Raw genomic sequence first — 16,491 nt, 5'->3', positions numbered from 1 at the left:
TAGCTAAAAGTTAATGCTGCTGGGATAAAATGCTCGCATGAAAAAGATACTGATGATTGAAGACGATCTGGAGCTTGCGGAGATCCTGACCGAGTACCTTGAGCAGTTCGGGTACGAGATCGAAACGGAGGACGACCCCTTCAAGGCGCTGAGCATCCTCAAACTCAAACCCTATGATCTGGTCATCCTCGACTTGACGCTGCCGGGGATGGACGGGCTCGAGGTCTGTGAAGCGATCCGCGAACGCCAGGACATCCCCATCATCATCTCCTCGGCCCGCTCGGACGTCACCGACAAGGTTAACGCCCTGGAGCTGGGCGCCGATGACTACCTCCCCAAACCCTACGACCCCCGCGAACTCGAAGCCCGCATCAGTTCGGTGCTGCGCCGGTATGCCGCGAAAACGGAAGCCAAACAGGCCCAGGAGCACCACAGCGATTTCAAGCTCGATGAGGGGGCGATGCAGATCAGCTACAAGGGGCGCGCGCTGGACCTGACCAACGCGGAGTACGGCATCCTCGCCTTTATGATCAAAAAAGAGGGGATGGTCGTCTCCCGCGAGGATATCATCCTCAACGTCAACGCGATCAACGAGGACTCCTCGAACAAGAGCATCGATGTCATGGTCGGGCGGATCCGCAACAAGCTCGGAGATAAATCCCTGATCGAATCGGTGCGGGGCATCGGCTACAAGCTTATCAAATGAGGCGCAATGCCGTCTTACTGACCATCCTTTTCGCTTTCGCGGTGACGCTGATCAGCGTCACCTTCGTCTTCTGGGAATTCTACAAGAACAACCGCGCCCAGTACATCGACAACATTTTCAACAAGTACACCGTCATTACGCAGATCTACCGCGAGCATATGATGAAGCATACCTCCGAGGCGATCCTGGAGGCAAACCTCGCCGTCTACGGCTTGTCGCACATCCAGGGTGACAAAGCGGTCCGGGCCGTTTTCGACAAAGCCGACGTCCTCAAGCGCGTCGGGTTCCAGGAAGTGGTGCGCACTATGCACTTTTCGAACGAGGCGATGCACGCCCTGGACCGGGTCAGCGACCTTCGGGCGACGATGCTGGAGTCGGAGGGGAAGATCTACTTTTTCCTGGAGACGCCCCAGGGGAGGTTCCTGCTGCTGGATGAACAGCTCCGCCCCTATTTCCCGACCCATCTGCTCAGCGCCTATCTAACGATCGTCTTCGTGATCGCCTGGGCGGTCTTCATCATCTGGCGCCGGATCCGTCCCCTGCGCATCCTGACAAAGCGGGTGATCCGCTACGCCGGCGGCGACAGGGACGTCGTGTTCGAAATGAGAGGGGGCAACGAGATCGCCATCCTCGCCAACGAGCTCGAGCAGGCGCGCAAGAATATCAATACCCTCATCGAATCCCGGACTCTCTTCCTGCGCAACGTGATGCATGAGCTCAAAACGCCCATCGCCAAGGGGCGGATCTCCGCGGAGCTGCTCGCCGAACCCAAGCAGAAAGCGAGATTCAACAATATTTTCCTGCGCCTCGAGCAGCTCATCAACGAGTTCGCGATGATCGAGGAGGCCTCCTCGGGCTTCGGCAACAAGAACATCGGGACCTACCGGCTGGTGGACCTGATCGACGAGGCGATCGACCAGTCCATGCTGGAGCCGGAGATGATCAGCGTCGATGTCGACAGCAGCGAGCGGATGGCCTGCGATTTCACGATGATGGCGACGGTCATCAAAAATATGATCGACAACGGCGTGAAGTATTCGCCGGACAAACGGGTGGCAATAAGCATGGAGGGCAAAGAACTCGTCTTCGAAAACAGGGGGGAGAAGCTGCGCCACCCGCTGCGCTATTACGTGGAGCCTTTCACGAAGGAACACCCGGCGCGCAACAGCTTCGGGCTGGGGCTCTACCTGGTGGATGCGATCTTGCACGCTCACGATCTGCAGCTGGCCTACGCATACGACGACGGGGTCAACCGCTTCTATATTACTGCGCTATGAGAGGTTATGCACCTCGTGCAGGGGTTTCGTTTTGCGCTCCTTCGTGCGGACGAGGCTTTTGTGGGTTCGGTGGTAGCGGAACATCTTATAGAAGATGACCGTCAGGGCGACGGCGGCGCAGACCTCGTACCCGATCGCCCAGACGGCGGCGAACATGGCGATATCGAGGGAGAAGAAGTTGTTGAAACTCCCCTTGGCGATAAAGATAAACAGAAAGAACAGCCCCGCGACATAGGGGATCGTGATAAAATAGAGTCCAAGAAAGAGGTGCTCATACCCTTCCGGCATGGGAAAGACCTTGGTGAGGTCGACTTCTTGTTTTGCAAAAGATTTCGGGACGTGTATATCCCCGTTATGCTGTTGTGTCATAGGCATGGGACGAACTCCGATCTCAGAATAAAATCAAGTTATACAAAATAATAATATCACAACCCATAAGGAAAAACAACGTGAAGCAAATTCTGGTCACCAACGATGACGGATACGAATCGGAAGGGCTGCTGGCACTGGTGGAAGCACTCCGGCCCCACGGCCAGGTGACCGTCGTCGCGCCTTCGAGCGAGAAATCGGCCTGCGGCCACTCCCTGACCCTGTCGCACCCGCTCAGTTTTATCAGCGTCGGCGACGATTTTTTCAAGCTCGACGACGGGACGCCGAGCGACTGCATCTACCTGGCGCTGCACTCGATGTTCGAGGGGCGAAAGCCGGACCTCGTCGTCAGCGGCATCAACAAGGGCTCGAACATGGGCGAGGACATTACCTACTCCGGCACGGCGGCCGGGGCGATGGAGGCGGTGCTGCACGGGGTGCCGGCCATCGCCGTCTCACAGGTGATGGACTTTGAAAAGCCCCTGCCGGATTTCGCGCTGGCGAAAGAAACTGTTTCCAACCTCGTGGAAAAGATCTTCGCTTCCGAATTCCCCCTGCCGCCGCGCCAGTTCCTGAACGTCAATATCCCGCCGGAGGTGACGTCGGCCGCAACGAAAGTAACCTACGCGGGCCACCGCTTCTACGCCAACGACGCCCACCTGCACCGCAACCCCCGGGGCAAAGAGTACTACTGGCTGGGCCTGCATCCTCTGGAGTACAAGGCCAGAGAGGGGCGCGAAGAGCTTTGCGACTTCGAGGCGGTGATGCGTGGGCACATCTCCGTTTCGCCGATCATGCTGGACCTGAGCGCCTACGCTTCCATGCCCACACTTGATGCCTGGCTGGGAGTCTGAGCGTGCGTTATGAACGTTCCCGTATGCTCCTGGGAGAGGATTTTGAGAAGCTGCAGGGAGCAAAACTGCTGCTGCTGGGCGTCGGGGGGGTCGGGAGTTTCTGCCTGGACTGTCTGATCCGTTCGGGGGTGAATGACATCACCATCGTTGATTTCGACACCTATGACGAGAGCAACCAGAACCGCCAGCTCTGGAGCGAACACCACCTCGGCGAGTCGAAAGTCAAGGCGCTGCAGACCCACTATCCGCAGATCACCGTGATCGAAACACGCATTGACGAGGCGTGGGTGGAGGCCTTCGACTTCGAGCCTTACGACCTTGTGCTCGACGCCATCGACGATACGAAGGCGAAGCTGGCCCTCGCGCAGAAGTGCTACAAGAAGCTGATCAGCGCGACAGGCTCCGCCAAACGGCTGGACCCGACAAAAATCGAGGTGGGGACCATCTGGACGGCCCACGGCGACCGCTTCGCCTCCAAGCTGCGCTACGAGCTCAAAAAGCGCCGTTTCAGCAAGAAATACCCGGTCATCTTCAGCAGCGAACCGCCGCGGGTGAAAGTCAAGGGGAGTTTCATGGGGGTGACCGCCGCCTTCGGTCTGACCATGTGCTCGCTGGCGGTACGGCGGCTCATCGGTTCAAAATGAGTGTCCGCGCCCCCGAGCTCGACCACGGCGCGTGGATCGCCGGAGGGCCGCTTTCCCTGCGCGGTCTGCGCCCCCGGGCCGTGCTGCTCGACTTCTTCACCTTCGGCTGCATCAACTGCATGAACAACCTCCCGATGCTCTCACGGCTGCAGGCCCGCTACGGCGACGGCCTGCAGGTCATCGGGGTGCACAGCGGAAAATTCGCCCATGAGAAAGATGTCGACGCCGTCCGTGCCGCCGTCGCGCGGCTGGGGATTACCTACCCAGTGTTGAACGACCCGGAGGGCGCCCTGGTCGATCAATACGCGGTCAAGGCGTGGCCGACGATGGTCCTGGTCAACGCAGAGGGGTACATCGCGGCGACGTTCCGGGGGGAGGCGCAAGGCGTCGCCATCGACCTGGCGCTTCAAAAGCTGGGCCTGCTCCCGCGGGAGGGCGCGGCCGAAAGTGCGATACTGAAGGGCCCGCTGCGCTTTCCCGAAGCCGTGCTGGTATCGGGTGAACAAACGTTCATAGCCAACAGCGGGGGCGGGGATGTGCGCGAATACAACGCGGCCGGGCGGCTTGTCCGCCGTTTTACCCCCTTTCGGACCCCCGCGGCCCTGGCCCTCTCGGAGGGGATGCTCTATATCGCCGACCGCGCCGGCGGCAGCGTCTGCCGCATCGATCTGCGCAGCGAGGAGCGGACGGTCCTGTTCGAGCAGCTGCGCGCCCCCTCGGCACTGCTTGTGGAGGCAGAGACGATCACGATCGCCGAGGCGGGGGCGCACACCGTCACGGTCTACGATAAAGAGACGCTGCGTCCGCTGCAGACCTACGGCAACCGCTTCGAAGCGCTGCGCGACGGGGCGGGGGATGCGGCGCAGCTGGCCCAGCCGATGGGCATGACGCGCTGCGATGACGGCATACTCTGGTTCGTCGACGCGGAGAGCTCGGCTCTGCGCTCTATTGAGAACGATCACGTGCAGACTCTCGTCGGTGAGGGGCTGTTCACCTGGGGGGACGCGGACAGCGACCCGATCCTGCTGCAGCATCCCCAGGGCATCACCTGCGGCCGGATCGGGGACGGCTGCGGCGGCGGGCGCCTCTTTATCGCCGATACCTATAACGGCAAGCTCAAGGTGTACGACCCTCAAAGCGGCCGGATGATGACACTGATGGAAGAACTTAACGAACCTACAGGATTGTGCAAGCAGGGGTGCAGCCTCTATATTGCCGAAAGCGGGGCGCACCGTGTCATCAGGTATGATTTGTCATCTATGTCTTTCGAGACCTATATCGCCTGAAACACGCGGAGGGGCATCATGGATATTTATGTGCACACGCTGAGCTCGATGCTGGTGCTCACCGGTATCATTCTGCTCGTCGCTTTTCTACGCCGCTCGGGCATGTTCAGCCCCGATCACGGCTCGCTGTTCGCCTCTATGATCACGCAGCTGACCCTGCCGGCGCTGATCTTTTATGCGCTTTCGCATGCCGTGCTGGAGTGGAAATACCTGCTTGTCACGGGCCTGATGCTGGCGGGAGAACTGCTTCTTTTCCTGCTGGCGTGGGCTGCCAGCAGAGTGATGGGACTCTCCGCGCCGAAAACGGGCAGTTTTATCCTTGCGGCCGTTTTCGGGAGTTCCACGCTCCTGGGGTATCCCCTGGTGGCGGAAGTCTTTGGGAAAAACGCGGCGGCGATGGCCGAAGCGTCGCTGGTCTCGGAACTGGGGGTGGGGTTGCCGCTGTTCACGCTGGGGGCGATGATCGCCATGCACTACGGCGGTAAAAAAGCGTCGGGTTCCGGCGGGAGCGGAGCGGCGGCCTTTTTCCGTTCGCCGATCTTTATTGCCATTGCGGCGGGGAGTGCCTGGAGCGTTGCCGGGTTGCCCGTGACGGGCATGGTATTCTCACCGCTCTTTGACGCGGTGCAGATCGTCGCGAAGGCCAATACGCTGCTGGTCACCCTGCTCGTCGGGGTTTCACTCGGATTCGACCGCCTCAGGGAGATCGCCGGTATCGCTGCCGTCGTGCTTGTCCTGAAACTGGTCGCTTCCCCTCTGCTTATTGCGCTGCCGGCCCACTATGTCGCGCTTGAACCGTGGCAGCTCCAGGTGCTGGTCATCGAGTCCGCCATGCCTTCGGCGATGCTGAGCGTCGCCTTCGCCAAGCGCTACGGCTGTGACGTTGCGCTCGCCTCACATCTGGTGTTTGCCACGCTGCTCGGCAGCATGGTGACGGTGACGGTCATGATACGTCTTCTGGGGTAGGGGGAAACGGCACCCGTACCGGTAGTCGATAGGGAGCGTTTGGTTGAGGTTCAGCTCTTGGCGGCCCCGAACATATCGATGTAGCAGGCTTCCGCCCAGCCGTAGATGTTACGGGCATTCTCCAGCCCCTCTTCGCCTTTCCAGTGTTCATCGGTGACCGGGGTGGCGAACTCGAACTGTTTGTGTTTCGGGTTGTAGGCGTATTCGGAGTGGATAAAGATCCCGTGCTCGGGAAAGGCGGAGACAGCGGAGATGCAGAGCGTCACCGGGGACATCCACTTGAGGGGGGCCTGTTTATTGATCTTCGCGGCGAGCATTTTCGCGACGTTCTGCCCTTCGCTCAGCGAAGTGTTCCCCGACTTGGAGAAGCCCGTGGGGCGGGCATCGCCGGTGATGTAGATGTTGGGATGGCCGCGGACCTCGTAGGTCATCGGGTCGATGTCCCCCTCGAACCGGTTGTAGACGGTATCCTTGGCGACCCCGCACACCTCGAGAAGCCGACCGCCCCGGACATGGGGGTAGAAAGAGGCGTCGTCGAAGGCGAAGGTGTCGAATTCCGTTTTGACCTGCTTCTTGTCGAGGTCGATCGCCTCGATGACGGCGTTGGGTTCGTAGACGATGTACTCCTTGTAGAGCTCCTCGAACGCCGTGTGGAAGCCGTGCGCTTTGATCGTGATGTCGTTGTTCTCGTCCAGCAGGAGCACTTTGCCCTTGATCCCGTTGTGCTTGAAATAGTCCGCGATCAGACAGGCGCGCTCGTAGGGGGCGGGCAGGCAGCGGTAGTTCCCGCCGGGGACGGTAAGGAGGAAAGTCCCCCCTTGGAAACTGTGGATCTTGCGTTTGAGCGTCATATGTTCCGAGCCGGGACGGAACGCCGCCGGGTACTCCTGGCGAAGGCGGTTCTCCACACCTGGGTCGTCGGTCCAGAAGGAGTAGTCGTAGTCGATGCCCGGGGCGAGGACCAGGTAGTCGTAGGCGATATCGCCCCGCGTCGTATACAGCGTGTTGTTGACTTTGTCCACGCCCGTCGCCGCGGCATGGAAGTAGGAGTAGCCGTGGTGCTGGGCCGCCTGGTAGTAATCGTGGGTGATAAACTCCAGGCCGACCTTGTCCACCAGCCACATATTGCTGACGGGACAGGAGATGAAAACGTCGCGCTGTTCGACGAGAACGACCTCGGCCGTCGGGGCGAAAAGTTTGGTGTACTTCGCCATACTGAGCCCGGACCACCCGCCGCCGACAACGACGACGCGGGGGCCTTTGGGAGTTGGCAGCGGGGCCGGGCTGTCGGCTGTGTCGGTTTTCGGGGTCGCCTCGGCGGCTTCGGCGGTACCGCCGGCCGCCATGGCGGCCGCAAGGGCTCCACCGAGTTTCAGGGCGTCTCTGCGGGAAAATTTCATGATAATAGCTCCGGTATATTGGGGTCGGGTAGAGACCGTTTGTTGGACGTTTTGGATACGCTTGAAACCAAAATAGTAGACAAAAAATGATTAACCCGCCGTTTCGTGCCGCGCGCTTGGTCTGGCAAGGGAGAGCGATGTGCGCTATAATTCCTCTAAAAACGAGGAATGATTTTGAGCCAGCCACAACCGATGACCCGCTTCGGATACGAAAAACTGCAAGCGGAGCTGAACCATCTTAAAACGGTCGAACGCCCGGAGATCGTCAAGGCGATCGAAGAGGCCGTGGCGCTGGGGGATCTGAAGGAGAACGCGGAGTACCATGCCGCCAAAGAGCGCCAGGGGCAGATCGACGACCGTCTGGGCGAGCTGGCCGAGATGCTGGGCAATGCGCAGCTCGTGGACCCCTCTACCCTGGAACACAGCCGCGTCAGTTTCGGCTCGACGGTCGTGCTGTGCGACATGGAGACGGACGAAGAGATGACCTACACCATCGTCGGCGGCTGCGAAAGCAACCCCGAGCTGGGGCTGATCTCTTTTGCCTCTCCACTGGCCAAGCAGCTGCTGGGCAAAGAGGAGGGCGACGAGCTCAAAGCCAAGCTCCCCGGCGGGACAAAAGAGTTCGAGGTCATCGAAGTCAAATACCAGGAGATCATCTTTGAGTGCCATGATTAACGTCGCGGTCATCGGGGCCAGCGGTTATACCGGCCTGGAACTGGTCAAAATTCTGGTCGGGCACCCCCGCTTTGAACTGGCATACGTGGCCACCAGCGAAGGGGGGATGCGTCTGACCGAGCTGCACCCGGCGATGCAGGGGATCTTTGACTGCGATGTGCACAAAGCGGATGCCGCGGCCGTTGCCGCTTCCTGCGAGCTGGCGTTCCTCGCCCTGCCGCATATGACGGCGATGGGGTTCGTCAAAGAGCTGATGGCGCTGGGGGTCAAAGTCGTCGACCTCTCCGCGGACTACCGCCTGAAACGCGAGACGTACGAGGCCCACTACGTGCCGCATACCGACCCGGAGAACCTCGAACACGCCGTCTACGGCCTGCCCGAACTCAACCGCGAGGCGATCAGATCCGCACGGCTCGTTGCGAATCCGGGCTGCTACCCGACCGCTTCGATCCTCGGCCTGCTTCCGTTCGTCGACTATATGGATGAAGCGTTTCCGGTCTTTATCGACGCGAAGAGCGGCGTCAGCGGGGCGGGCAAGAAGTGTACGACCAGTACCCATTTCGTTTCGATCAATGAGAACATCTTCGCGTATAAACCGTTCGAGCACCGCCATGAACCGGAGATCGGGGAGAAGCTCTATCTCAAAAGCGGGAAGACGTTCGATATCAACTTCGTCCCGCACCTGATCCCGGCGACGCGGGGCGAGCTGATCGACGCCTACGCCCTGCTCAAAGAGGCGATCGACCCGATCGCCGTCCTGAAGGCGTACTATGCCGACGAACCCTTCGTACGTGTCTTTGAAAACCCGGTCGATATCAAAGCCTGCTCGGGGACGAATTTCTGCGATATCTACGCCAAGGTCCGCGGGAAGAAGCTCTATGTCAACAGCAGCGTGGACAACATTGTCCGCGGCTCCTCTTCCCAGGCCGTTGCCAACGCGAACCTGATGATGGGACTGGAGGAGAACACGGGCATCCCGATCATCGCCTATGTCCCGTGACCCCTACGAGATCCTTCCCGGCGCCCTGCTGATCAGCGATGCCCACTACTCCGCAACACGCCCGCAGCTGCTCTCACTCCTGTTGGCGATCGATACGGGGAGGCTGGCGGTTCCGCAGCTGCTGCTGATGGGGGATATCTTCGATCTGCTCTTCGGGCAGATCAAGGTGACCCATGCGATGAACGCCGAGGCCGTTGCCGTGCTGCAGCGCATCAGCCGCCGTATTCCCGTCCTCTACCTCGAAGGCAATCACGACTACAACCTTGCCGCGCTCTTCCCGGAGGCCACCGTCGTGCCGCTCTCCTACCAGCCCTTTGCCTGCCGCTGCGCCGATCGTGCCGTGCTCCTGGCCCACGGCGATTTCAACCAGCCGCTCTCCTACAGGATCTACACGGCGCTGATCCGAAACGGCGCGGTACTGCGTCTGCTGGGTGTCATTAACCGCCTGACCGGCAACGGGATCATCGCGAAGCTCGAGGCCTACCTGGAGCGGAAGAACCACTGCCATACGATGGCGGGTTTCGAGACGTTCGTGCGGGCCCATCTCGCCCCGCTGGCCTTGGCAGACGTTGACATTTTCATTGAGGGGCACTACCACCAGGGGAAGCGGTTCGACGTGGACGGTGTGCGCTACTTCAATCCCGCCGCATTTGCCTGTAATCTTCACTATGCTATCGTTAGGAACGAGCAAAACGGTTTTACCCTGCAAGCGCAGGAGTGGAACGAGGGGTAGGAGCCATGGCGCAGCTGCAGATCGAAAAGACCGAACGCGGGATGACGGTACACTGCAGCGGCCCGTGGCACGCCATGACGCTTGACGCGGTCGCCGGGGCGATCAGCGGGGAGGAGCTGGCCCGTCTGAAGGAGTACGAGGTGCTCCTTGAGCTTTCGGCCATCGAACAGATCGACACGGCGGGGGCCCTGCTGCTGCAGCGGCTCCGGCGCGGCCTGGAAGAGGCCGGCAATGTCGTGGTGGTGCAGGGGGTGGACGCCCAGACTGAACGGGTGCTGGCGATGACGCAGCGCTACGGCCACCCCGATATCGATTTTGCCGTTCCCGTTCCCGGTCTCCTGGCGCAGACGGGACGGAACGCGGCGGAGGTGGCGGCCAACGGTGCGGGCATCGTCGCCTTTATCGGCCGGACCTTCCTGGCGTTTATGCACCTGCTTTCGCGCAAAGTAGGGTTCCGCTACAAAGAGACGGGCTACCAGATTATGGAGAGCGCCATCAAGGCCCTGGGCATCATCGCATTGACGATGTTCCTTGTCGGCGTCGTCGTCGCCTACCAGTCGGCGGTACAGCTGAAAACCTACGGCGCCAACATCTTCATTGTCGACGCGCTGGGCATCTCGATACTGCGCGAACTCGCCCCCATGCTGACCGCCATCGTCGTCGCCGGACGCAGCGGCTCCTCTTACGCCGCACAGATCGGGGTGATGAAGATGACCGAGGAGATCGACGCGATGCGGACGATGGGGTTCGATCCCTATGCCTTTTTGGTCCTGCCGCGCCTCTTCGCCCTGATCATCATGATGCCGATCCTCATCTTCTTCGCCGACGGGTTCGGCATGCTCGGCGGCATGCTGATCGCGCATACGGAGCTGGGACTTTCGGTCACGCTCTTTATGGACCGCTTTACCGAGGCGGTGGCCCTCAAACACTTCTGGGTCGGGCTGGTGAAGGGGCCCTTCTTCGCCGTGCTTATCGCTTCCATCGGGATCTACCGAGGTCTGAAGGTGAAAAACGATACGGAGAGTATCGGGATCAATACGACCAAAAGCGTCGTCGAGGCGATCTTTGCCGTGATCATCTGCGATGCGCTCTTCTCCATCGTCTTTACGAAGTTGGGGTTCTGAGATGGCGGCGGTCATAGAGGTCGAAAACGTCGTGACGCGCTTCGGAGAGCGCCTGGTGCATGACGGGGTGTCGCTGCACGTTAATGCCGGGGAGATCTACGGCTTCCTCGGCCCCAGCGGCTGCGGAAAATCGACGCTGATGCGCGAGATCATCCTTCTCGAGCCGCTTCAGAGCGGCAGCATCCGCCTTTTCGGCGATCCGCTTGACAGGCTCTCTTTCGACGCGGCACAGGCGCTGCGGCGCCGATGGGGGGTGCTGTTCCAGTCCAATGCGCTCTTCACCTCGCTGAACGTGGCCGAAAACATTGCCGTGATGCTCAAGGAGTACACGGCGCTCCCGGTCGCGCTGATCGACGAGATCGTTGCCTTCAAACTCGACATCGTCGGGCTCACGCCCAAAGAGGGGAAGCTCTACCCCTCCCAGCTCAGCGGGGGGATGAAAAAGAAAGTCGCCCTGGCCCGGGCCCTGGCTCTGGACCCGCCGCTGCTTTTTCTGGACGAACCGACCTCGGGGCTCGACCCCGTTTCGGCCCGGGAGTTCGATGCCCTGATCATGCGACTGCGGGACATGCTACAATTAACCGTAGTAATGGTCACCCACGACCTCGCCTCGATCGAGACGACCCTCGATCGTATGGCGATTATCGACGAGCGGCGCATCGCCGCCGAGGGGACGCTGTCGGAGGTCAAAGGGGTGCCGAGTCCGTTTATCCGTACATTTTTTGGAGGTGACGTGTCGTGAACGCCAAAACGAACGAGACGGTCGTCGGCATATTTGTGCTGCTCTCATTGGCACTGATGGCTTTTTTTGTGATCTGGATGCTTCAGCCGGCGAAAAAGGATGAGCTGCAGAGCTACCGTATCGAGTTCGGCGAGTCCGTGTCGGGCCTCAACGTCGATTCCCCGGTCAAGTTCCGCGGTGTGACGGTCGGGAAAGTCAGTGCCATCCGCATCAGTCCCAATAATATCGAGAAGATCGAGGTCATCATCGATGTGTGGAAGACGACCCCGGTGAAAACGGATACGATCGCCAAGCTCAAGTCGCAGGGTATTACGGGGCTGAGTTACGTGGACCTGAGCCGCGGGAGCGAGGCCGCCCCGCTGCTCAGATCCAAAGAGGATGAGGACGCCATGCCGACAATCCCCTTCGAACCCTCCTTTTTTGTCACCCTGGAGCGTACCTTCGGGTCGGCATCCGAGAACATCTCAGAGCTCCTGCTGCGCCTAAAGGAGCTGATCGGCGAACAGAACCAGGAGGAGTTGACCCGGCTGCTCTATCACAGTGCGAATATCGTGGAAAAGATAGACACCGGGCTGACCAAGGAACGGTTTGCGCATCTGGACGGGACCATTCGGAAGATCGGGAAGTTGGCGACGGCGCTCGATGCCAGGACGTCGTCACTCCCGCAACTGCTGCAGAGCAGCGACGCCGCGATGGGACAGGTCAAGGTCTCTCTGGCCTCTTTGCAGGAGAGTTTTGACTCCATGGCCAAGACGCTGGAGGTGATCAATGCGCGGAACAAAAACGGCGATTACAGCATCAAAGAGACGATGGGGCCGGGCATGGCGCAGTTCGAAGTGACGATGCGCCAGATGGAGCAGAGCCTGACCCTGCTCAACCAGATGCTGCTGCGCTATGGTGAAAACCCTTCGGATATGCTCTTTGAACATCAACCGCCGCAGGTGGGACCGGGAGAAGCGAAATGAAATGGATAACGGGAGTCCTGATGGCGCTGCTGGTCAGCGGATGCAGCCTGACGCGCGAAGCGCCGCCGGTACAGAGCTACCGGCTCAACGACGGGGCGCAAATCGTCGTGAGCAGTGCGGAGGGGTGCCGGGAGCGTGTGATCCGCATCGCCCTTATCGAAGCTCCGCAGTGGCTGGGGGGGACCGCGATCCATTACGCCGGGTCGGACCACCGCTTCTACCGCTATACGCAGGCGCGCTGGGAACAGTCCCCGGTGCAGCAGATCCAGCAGATGATCGAAAAGAGCGTCATCGAAAGCCGACTTTTCGTCGGGGTCGTGCCGTACAAATCCCTGGCCAAGAACGACTGGCTGCTTGAAGTGCGCATCGAACAGATGCTGCAGACGATCGGCGAAACGGGGGCGGGTGAAACGGAGCTGATGCTTTATGCCGTTCTCGTCGACCAATACAGCCGGCGTGTCCTGGCGCAAAAGACCTTCGCCTACCGGTACAAGAGCGCTGTTTCGGATGTGCGAAGCGCGATGGAAGGGTGGAGCGCAGGGGTCTCCGAATTTAAAACGGCACTGATCGCGTGGCTGGTGCAGCAGTGTGACGCGCAGGCAAAGGTCGACCGCAGCGATGTCGATCTTTGACCGCGTCACGGAGCGCAGCGGCGGCAACGCCGAAAAGTACGCTCTGCGTCAAAAGCTTTTCGGGACGGAAGACGTCCTGCCGATGTGGGTGGCCGATATGGATATCGAGACCCCCCAGTGCGTCCGCGATGCCGTGATGAAGCGGGCGGAACACCCCGTGTACGGCTACGAGGAGATGCCCCGTAGCGCCTTTGAAGCGCAGTGCGGCTGGATGGCGCGCCGCCACGGGGTGACGCTGGAACCGGAGGAGCTTCTGTATTCGCACTCCGTCGTCGCCTCCATCTCCGCCGCCATCGCCGCCTTTACCGCGCCGGGCGATGAGGTCGTCGTCCAGCCCCCGATCTATCCCCCCTTTGTCAGCACGATCAGGCACAGCGGCCGCAAAGTGCTCTCCAACCCCCTGCGGCAGGATGCGGAGGGAGTTTACCGTTTTGACCTGGAGGGGCTTGAGAAGCAGATCACGCCGAAGACGAAACTCCTGCTGCTCTGTTCCCCCCACAACCCCGTCGGCCGCGTCTGGGAGCGCGCGGAGCTCGAAGCTTTGGCGGCACTTTGCCTGCGCCACGGCATCAGGGTCTTTGCCGACGAGATCCATTCGGACCTGCTGTTTGCCGGCCATCGTCATACCCCCTTTATCGCCCTGGGGGAGGCCGTCCGCGCGATCACGCTGACCGCGATCGGCCCGGGGAAGAGTTTCAACGTCGCGGGACTGGCGATCTCGACCGTGGCGATGACGGATGCCGCGATGCGTGCGGAGTTCAAAGCGGTCTACGACACGATCCATTTCGCCCAGGGGACCGTCTTCGGCCATGCCGGCTTCGAAGCGGCCTACCGGGAGGGCGAAGCGTGGCTGGAGGGGCTGCTGGTGCACCTGCAGGGGAACATCGACAAGCTCTCAGAGCTGCTGGGACGCTACGAGCAGATCGGATTTCGTCCGCCGGAGGGGACCTACCTTGCCTGGCTGGATTGCCGGAAGATGGGGTTTGGCTCCGACAAAGCCCTGCGGGAGTTTTTCATCGCCGAGGCGCGCCTCGGATTGAGCCCGGGCATTTCGTTCGGCAGGGAGGGGAGCGGGTTCATGCGCCTCAACTTCGCCGTACCGACACCGACCATGGATGCGGCGCTGGAAAGGCTGGAGGGGGCACTGCGCGGTTTCGAGCCGATACCGGGTCTGTAACGGGACCGTAATCTCTTTTGTCTACACTTCGCGGAAAAAACGGGGGCGCTCTTTCGCGCCTCCACGGGGGTGTGAGAGGCATGATGAAAGTTCTTTTCCTGTCGGTTTGTATGTTTGCGGGTCTGAAGGCCGGCCTGTTCGAGACGGATACGCATGAGAAGGCGTCGCAGCGGATGGGTCTGCTGAAGCAGTTCAAGGAGAATGCCAGCGACGCCAGCGCGATCACCAAGCGCGGCGAATACGCGCTGATAAAGGGGCAGGAACAGAGCCTTGCCCGTATCCGGGCGGAAGTGCTTACGCTGGGCCTGCCGGAGCAGGAGCGCACAGCGCTTCTCAGCGATCTGGATACCTACAAGGAGACGGTCCGGGGCATCGGCACGCAGTTGCAGAAGAGCGCGCCGGAGCTTCATCAGCACTACCGCCGGCTTCTCGACGGCCTCGGTGAGTTCAACAGGCGTCTTGGCAGCATCGGACTGCGGGAGCTGCTGCACGGCTGGCGGGAGCTGAGCCGCGTCAAAGGGCGCTTTGTCAAGGAGCCGGATGCGCGGCTGGCTAAAACGTTCGATACGGCTTGGACCGAAGTCAGTGTCACCATCTCGGAACTCTATCTCGACGAGGAGATGGAAGCGCCCCTGTTGGAGTACCTCGATGCGTACAAGGCTTATTTCGAGGAAGTGAAACATGCCTATAAAGCAGTCGGTTATGCCGATGTCAGCAGTCTGAAACCGCTGACCTACAAGATCAAAATGCAGATGGAGATGATGGCGCCCCGCCTCGCCGAGCGCCACTGAGCCGTGCGGGTGTCGGCACACGATTCCGTTTACGGCTGACATGGTATCCTGACGAAATGCACCGGGCGTTTTCCCGGGTAGCGTTACCGAAGGAGCGGCCATGAAAAAAGTGATGATCCTCAGCGGTGCCGGCCTCAGCGCCGAGAGCGGTCTGCGGACCTTCCGCGACCACGACGGGATGTGGGAAGAGTACGACGTCATGCAGGTCTGCTCGACCGAGGGGTGGGAAGCAGACCGGGAACTGGTGACCCGTTTCTACAACGCCCGCCGTCACGATCTGGCGGACAAAGCGCCCAATGCGATGCACCGGGCCATCGCCGAATTGCAGCGGCGCTACTCCGGGCAGATCTGGAACCTGACGCAGAACGTCGATGACCTGCTGGAGCGGGCGGGGTGTGACGAGGTGATCCACCTGCACGGTACCCTGCGGGATCTGCGCTGCGAAAGCTGCGGGCACCTTTGGGATATCGGCTATGCCGGGCAGACGGAAGATGACTGCTGCCCGCGCTGCGAGAGCGCCGCCGTACGCCATAACGTCGTCATGTTCGGCGAGAGCGCGCCGATGTACCGTCGGATCTACGAAGCGGTGAACGATGCGGAGCTCTTCGTCGCCATCGGCACCAGCGGGCAGGTGATCGATATCGTCCCCATTGCCCGGGAGTTCGAACACTCCGTGCTCGTCAATCCCCGTCGCGAGGAGTACGTGACGATGTTTGGTTCCTTCGAACAGAACATCGACGCTTTCTTCTCCGACTTCCTCCAGATGGGCGCCGTGGCGGCGGCCGAACCGCTGACGGGGCTTGTGGAACGCTTTTTGCATGAATGAAGGCAGCGTTATGAAATGGAAATGAGACGTTGCCGTAACAGGGAGGAGATGAAACGCCATTATCATTGCGCCATCTTGCATCCGGAGTGAGCAATGAAAGAGACGACCTTTGAAATCCATCATCTGGAAAACGGTTGGGGCTGGCCCGATATCGACAGCGACGAAGTCGCGGTAGAGTACCTCTGCGAAGAGCTCGAGGTTCCCGAAGAGCTGATCAGCGAGGTTCACTGCTGCGAAGGGACAATGCAGCTCTCTCTGATCCCCGGCCGCGGCTATATGCGCGACGACTGGTATGTTAACCTGATACGCTGCGCCTGAGGGATG

The 16,491-nt window shown here is 60.5% G+C and carries 19 protein-coding genes; 17 read left to right on the top strand and 2 right to left on the bottom strand.

All coding sequences use genetic code 11. From position 1 onward, the window contains the following. Positions 1–37 precede the first annotated feature (37 nt). Positions 38–706: a response regulator transcription factor gene (locus ACM66T_RS11180; protein WP_231019090.1), complete on the top strand. Its 669-nt coding sequence runs from the start codon at positions 38–40 to the stop codon at positions 704–706. After that, complete coding sequence (locus ACM66T_RS11175) at positions 703–1,983, top strand: ArsS family sensor histidine kinase (protein WP_231019089.1); 1,281 nt, start codon at positions 703–705, stop codon at positions 1,981–1,983. Before ACM66T_RS11180 ends, ACM66T_RS11175 begins: the two co-directional genes overlap by 4 nt. On the opposite strand, the gene ACM66T_RS11170 is transcribed toward ACM66T_RS11175, so the two are convergent. Beyond that, entirely contained in the window at positions 1,978–2,358 is a 381-nt protein-coding gene (locus tag ACM66T_RS11170; RefSeq protein ID WP_231019088.1) for a hypothetical protein, read from the bottom strand. The two genes, ACM66T_RS11175 and ACM66T_RS11170, sit on opposite strands and share 6 nt — an antisense overlap. A 74-nt stretch (positions 2,359–2,432) precedes the next feature. Between ACM66T_RS11170 and surE the strand changes: the two genes are divergently transcribed. Genes surE through ACM66T_RS11150 form a run of 4 tightly spaced genes read left to right on the top strand, consistent with a single transcriptional unit; the run spans position 2,433 to position 6,102 of the window. Continuing rightward, positions 2,433–3,206, top strand: coding sequence for a 5'/3'-nucleotidase SurE (surE, locus tag ACM66T_RS11165; protein WP_231019087.1), 774 nt, complete (start codon positions 2,433–2,435; stop codon positions 3,204–3,206). A 2-nt stretch (positions 3,207–3,208) separates the two neighbouring features. After that, the gene (locus ACM66T_RS11160; protein WP_231019086.1) at positions 3,209–3,850 is read left to right on the top strand and encodes a ThiF family adenylyltransferase; all 642 of its coding nucleotides are present in this window, start codon (positions 3,209–3,211) and stop codon (positions 3,848–3,850) included. Beyond that, positions 3,847–5,136 carry a redoxin domain-containing protein gene (locus tag ACM66T_RS11155; RefSeq protein WP_231019084.1) on the top strand — a complete coding sequence of 430 codons (1,290 nt, stop codon included), beginning with the start codon at positions 3,847–3,849 and terminating at the stop codon, positions 5,134–5,136. The genes ACM66T_RS11160 and ACM66T_RS11155 overlap by 4 nt, the downstream gene beginning before the upstream one ends. Before the next feature lie 18 nt (positions 5,137–5,154). Then, on the top strand, positions 5,155–6,102 hold the full coding sequence (locus ACM66T_RS11150; protein ID WP_231019083.1) for an AEC family transporter: 948 nt from the start codon (positions 5,155–5,157) through the stop codon (positions 6,100–6,102). A 50-nt stretch (positions 6,103–6,152) separates the two neighbouring features. Here the strand turns inward: ACM66T_RS11150 and ACM66T_RS11145 are convergent, their stop codons facing one another. Continuing rightward, positions 6,153–7,502 carry an NAD(P)/FAD-dependent oxidoreductase gene (locus tag ACM66T_RS11145; protein WP_231019082.1) on the bottom strand — a complete coding sequence of 450 codons (1,350 nt, stop codon included), beginning with the start codon at positions 7,500–7,502 and terminating at the stop codon, positions 6,153–6,155. Between the two features lie 192 nt (positions 7,503–7,694). Here ACM66T_RS11145 and greA point away from each other — a divergent pair, with 192 nt between their 5' ends. The 11 genes from greA (at position 7,695) to ACM66T_RS11090 (ending at position 16,485) form a co-directional block, all read left to right on the top strand. Then, positions 7,695–8,177, top strand: coding sequence for a transcription elongation factor GreA (greA, locus tag ACM66T_RS11140; protein WP_231021239.1), 483 nt, complete (start codon positions 7,695–7,697; stop codon positions 8,175–8,177). Next, complete coding sequence (gene argC / locus ACM66T_RS11135) at positions 8,170–9,177, top strand: N-acetyl-gamma-glutamyl-phosphate reductase (protein ID WP_416768931.1); 1,008 nt, start codon at positions 8,170–8,172, stop codon at positions 9,175–9,177. Before greA ends, argC begins: the two co-directional genes overlap by 8 nt. Beyond that, the gene (locus ACM66T_RS11130) at positions 9,167–9,910 is read left to right on the top strand and encodes a UDP-2,3-diacylglucosamine diphosphatase (protein ID WP_231019081.1); all 744 of its coding nucleotides are present in this window, start codon (positions 9,167–9,169) and stop codon (positions 9,908–9,910) included. Before argC ends, ACM66T_RS11130 begins: the two co-directional genes overlap by 11 nt. Positions 9,911–9,915: 5 nt before the next feature. Continuing rightward, positions 9,916–11,034 carry an MlaE family ABC transporter permease gene (locus ACM66T_RS11125; RefSeq protein WP_231019080.1) on the top strand — a complete coding sequence of 373 codons (1,119 nt, stop codon included), beginning with the start codon at positions 9,916–9,918 and terminating at the stop codon, positions 11,032–11,034. Between the two features lies 1 nt (position 11,035). Continuing rightward, positions 11,036–11,776 (top strand): ABC transporter ATP-binding protein, encoded by a 741-nt coding sequence (locus ACM66T_RS11120; protein ID WP_231019079.1) that lies wholly within the window; start codon positions 11,036–11,038, stop codon positions 11,774–11,776. Further along, positions 11,773–12,741: an MlaD family protein gene (locus ACM66T_RS11115; protein ID WP_231019078.1), complete on the top strand. Its 969-nt coding sequence runs from the start codon at positions 11,773–11,775 to the stop codon at positions 12,739–12,741. Before ACM66T_RS11120 ends, ACM66T_RS11115 begins: the two co-directional genes overlap by 4 nt. After that, positions 12,738–13,373, top strand: coding sequence for an ABC-type transport auxiliary lipoprotein family protein (locus ACM66T_RS11110; protein WP_231019077.1), 636 nt, complete (start codon positions 12,738–12,740; stop codon positions 13,371–13,373). The genes ACM66T_RS11115 and ACM66T_RS11110 overlap by 4 nt, the downstream gene beginning before the upstream one ends. Continuing rightward, positions 13,360–14,550: a PatB family C-S lyase gene (locus ACM66T_RS11105; protein WP_231019075.1), complete on the top strand. Its 1,191-nt coding sequence runs from the start codon at positions 13,360–13,362 to the stop codon at positions 14,548–14,550. Before ACM66T_RS11110 ends, ACM66T_RS11105 begins: the two co-directional genes overlap by 14 nt. 80 nt (positions 14,551–14,630) lie before the next feature. Beyond that, entirely contained in the window at positions 14,631–15,341 is a 711-nt protein-coding gene (locus tag ACM66T_RS11100) for a hypothetical protein (protein ID WP_231019074.1), read from the top strand. A 100-nt stretch (positions 15,342–15,441) separates the two neighbouring features. Further along, positions 15,442–16,167 carry an SIR2 family NAD-dependent protein deacylase gene (locus ACM66T_RS11095; protein ID WP_231019073.1) on the top strand — a complete coding sequence of 242 codons (726 nt, stop codon included), beginning with the start codon at positions 15,442–15,444 and terminating at the stop codon, positions 16,165–16,167. Between the two features lie 93 nt (positions 16,168–16,260). After that, positions 16,261–16,485 carry a hypothetical protein gene (locus ACM66T_RS11090; RefSeq protein WP_231019072.1) on the top strand — a complete coding sequence of 75 codons (225 nt, stop codon included), beginning with the start codon at positions 16,261–16,263 and terminating at the stop codon, positions 16,483–16,485. The last annotated feature ends 6 nt before the right edge of the window (positions 16,486–16,491 follow it).

The organism is Sulfurimonas sp. ST-25, from assembly GCF_048079205.1.
Classification (GTDB): Bacteria; Campylobacterota; Campylobacteria; order Campylobacterales; family Sulfurimonadaceae; genus Thiomicrolovo; species Thiomicrolovo sulfuroxydans.
This window is presented reverse-complemented; position numbering and strand designations above follow the sequence as displayed.

Bases quoted from the DNA above. Each gene is read 5' to 3' on its own strand.
- ACM66T_RS11090 (WP_231019072.1), top strand. From the start codon at position 16,261: ATGAAAGAGACGACCTTTGAAATCCATCATCTGGAAAACGGTTGGGGC.
- ACM66T_RS11170 (WP_231019088.1), bottom strand. From the start codon at position 2,358: ATGCCTATGACACAACAGCATAACGGGGATATACACGTCCCGAAATCT.
- greA (WP_231021239.1), top strand. From the start codon at position 7,695: ATGACCCGCTTCGGATACGAAAAACTGCAAGCGGAGCTGAACCATCTT.
- ACM66T_RS11095 (WP_231019073.1), top strand. From the start codon at position 15,442: ATGAAAAAAGTGATGATCCTCAGCGGTGCCGGCCTCAGCGCCGAGAGC.
- ACM66T_RS11130 (WP_231019081.1), top strand. From the start codon at position 9,167: ATGTCCCGTGACCCCTACGAGATCCTTCCCGGCGCCCTGCTGATCAGC.
- ACM66T_RS11180 (WP_231019090.1), top strand. From the start codon at position 38: ATGAAAAAGATACTGATGATTGAAGACGATCTGGAGCTTGCGGAGATC.
- ACM66T_RS11110 (WP_231019077.1), top strand. From the start codon at position 12,738: ATGAAATGGATAACGGGAGTCCTGATGGCGCTGCTGGTCAGCGGATGC.
- ACM66T_RS11100 (WP_231019074.1), top strand. From the start codon at position 14,631: ATGATGAAAGTTCTTTTCCTGTCGGTTTGTATGTTTGCGGGTCTGAAG.
- argC (WP_416768931.1), top strand. From the start codon at position 8,170: ATGATTAACGTCGCGGTCATCGGGGCCAGCGGTTATACCGGCCTGGAA.
- ACM66T_RS11105 (WP_231019075.1), top strand. From the start codon at position 13,360: ATGTCGATCTTTGACCGCGTCACGGAGCGCAGCGGCGGCAACGCCGAA.
- ACM66T_RS11150 (WP_231019083.1), top strand. From the start codon at position 5,155: ATGGATATTTATGTGCACACGCTGAGCTCGATGCTGGTGCTCACCGGT.
- ACM66T_RS11145 (WP_231019082.1), bottom strand. From the start codon at position 7,502: ATGAAATTTTCCCGCAGAGACGCCCTGAAACTCGGTGGAGCCCTTGCG.
- ACM66T_RS11120 (WP_231019079.1), top strand. From the start codon at position 11,036: ATGGCGGCGGTCATAGAGGTCGAAAACGTCGTGACGCGCTTCGGAGAG.
- ACM66T_RS11175 (WP_231019089.1), top strand. From the start codon at position 703: ATGAGGCGCAATGCCGTCTTACTGACCATCCTTTTCGCTTTCGCGGTG.
- ACM66T_RS11125 (WP_231019080.1), top strand. From the start codon at position 9,916: ATGGCGCAGCTGCAGATCGAAAAGACCGAACGCGGGATGACGGTACAC.
- ACM66T_RS11155 (WP_231019084.1), top strand. From the start codon at position 3,847: ATGAGTGTCCGCGCCCCCGAGCTCGACCACGGCGCGTGGATCGCCGGA.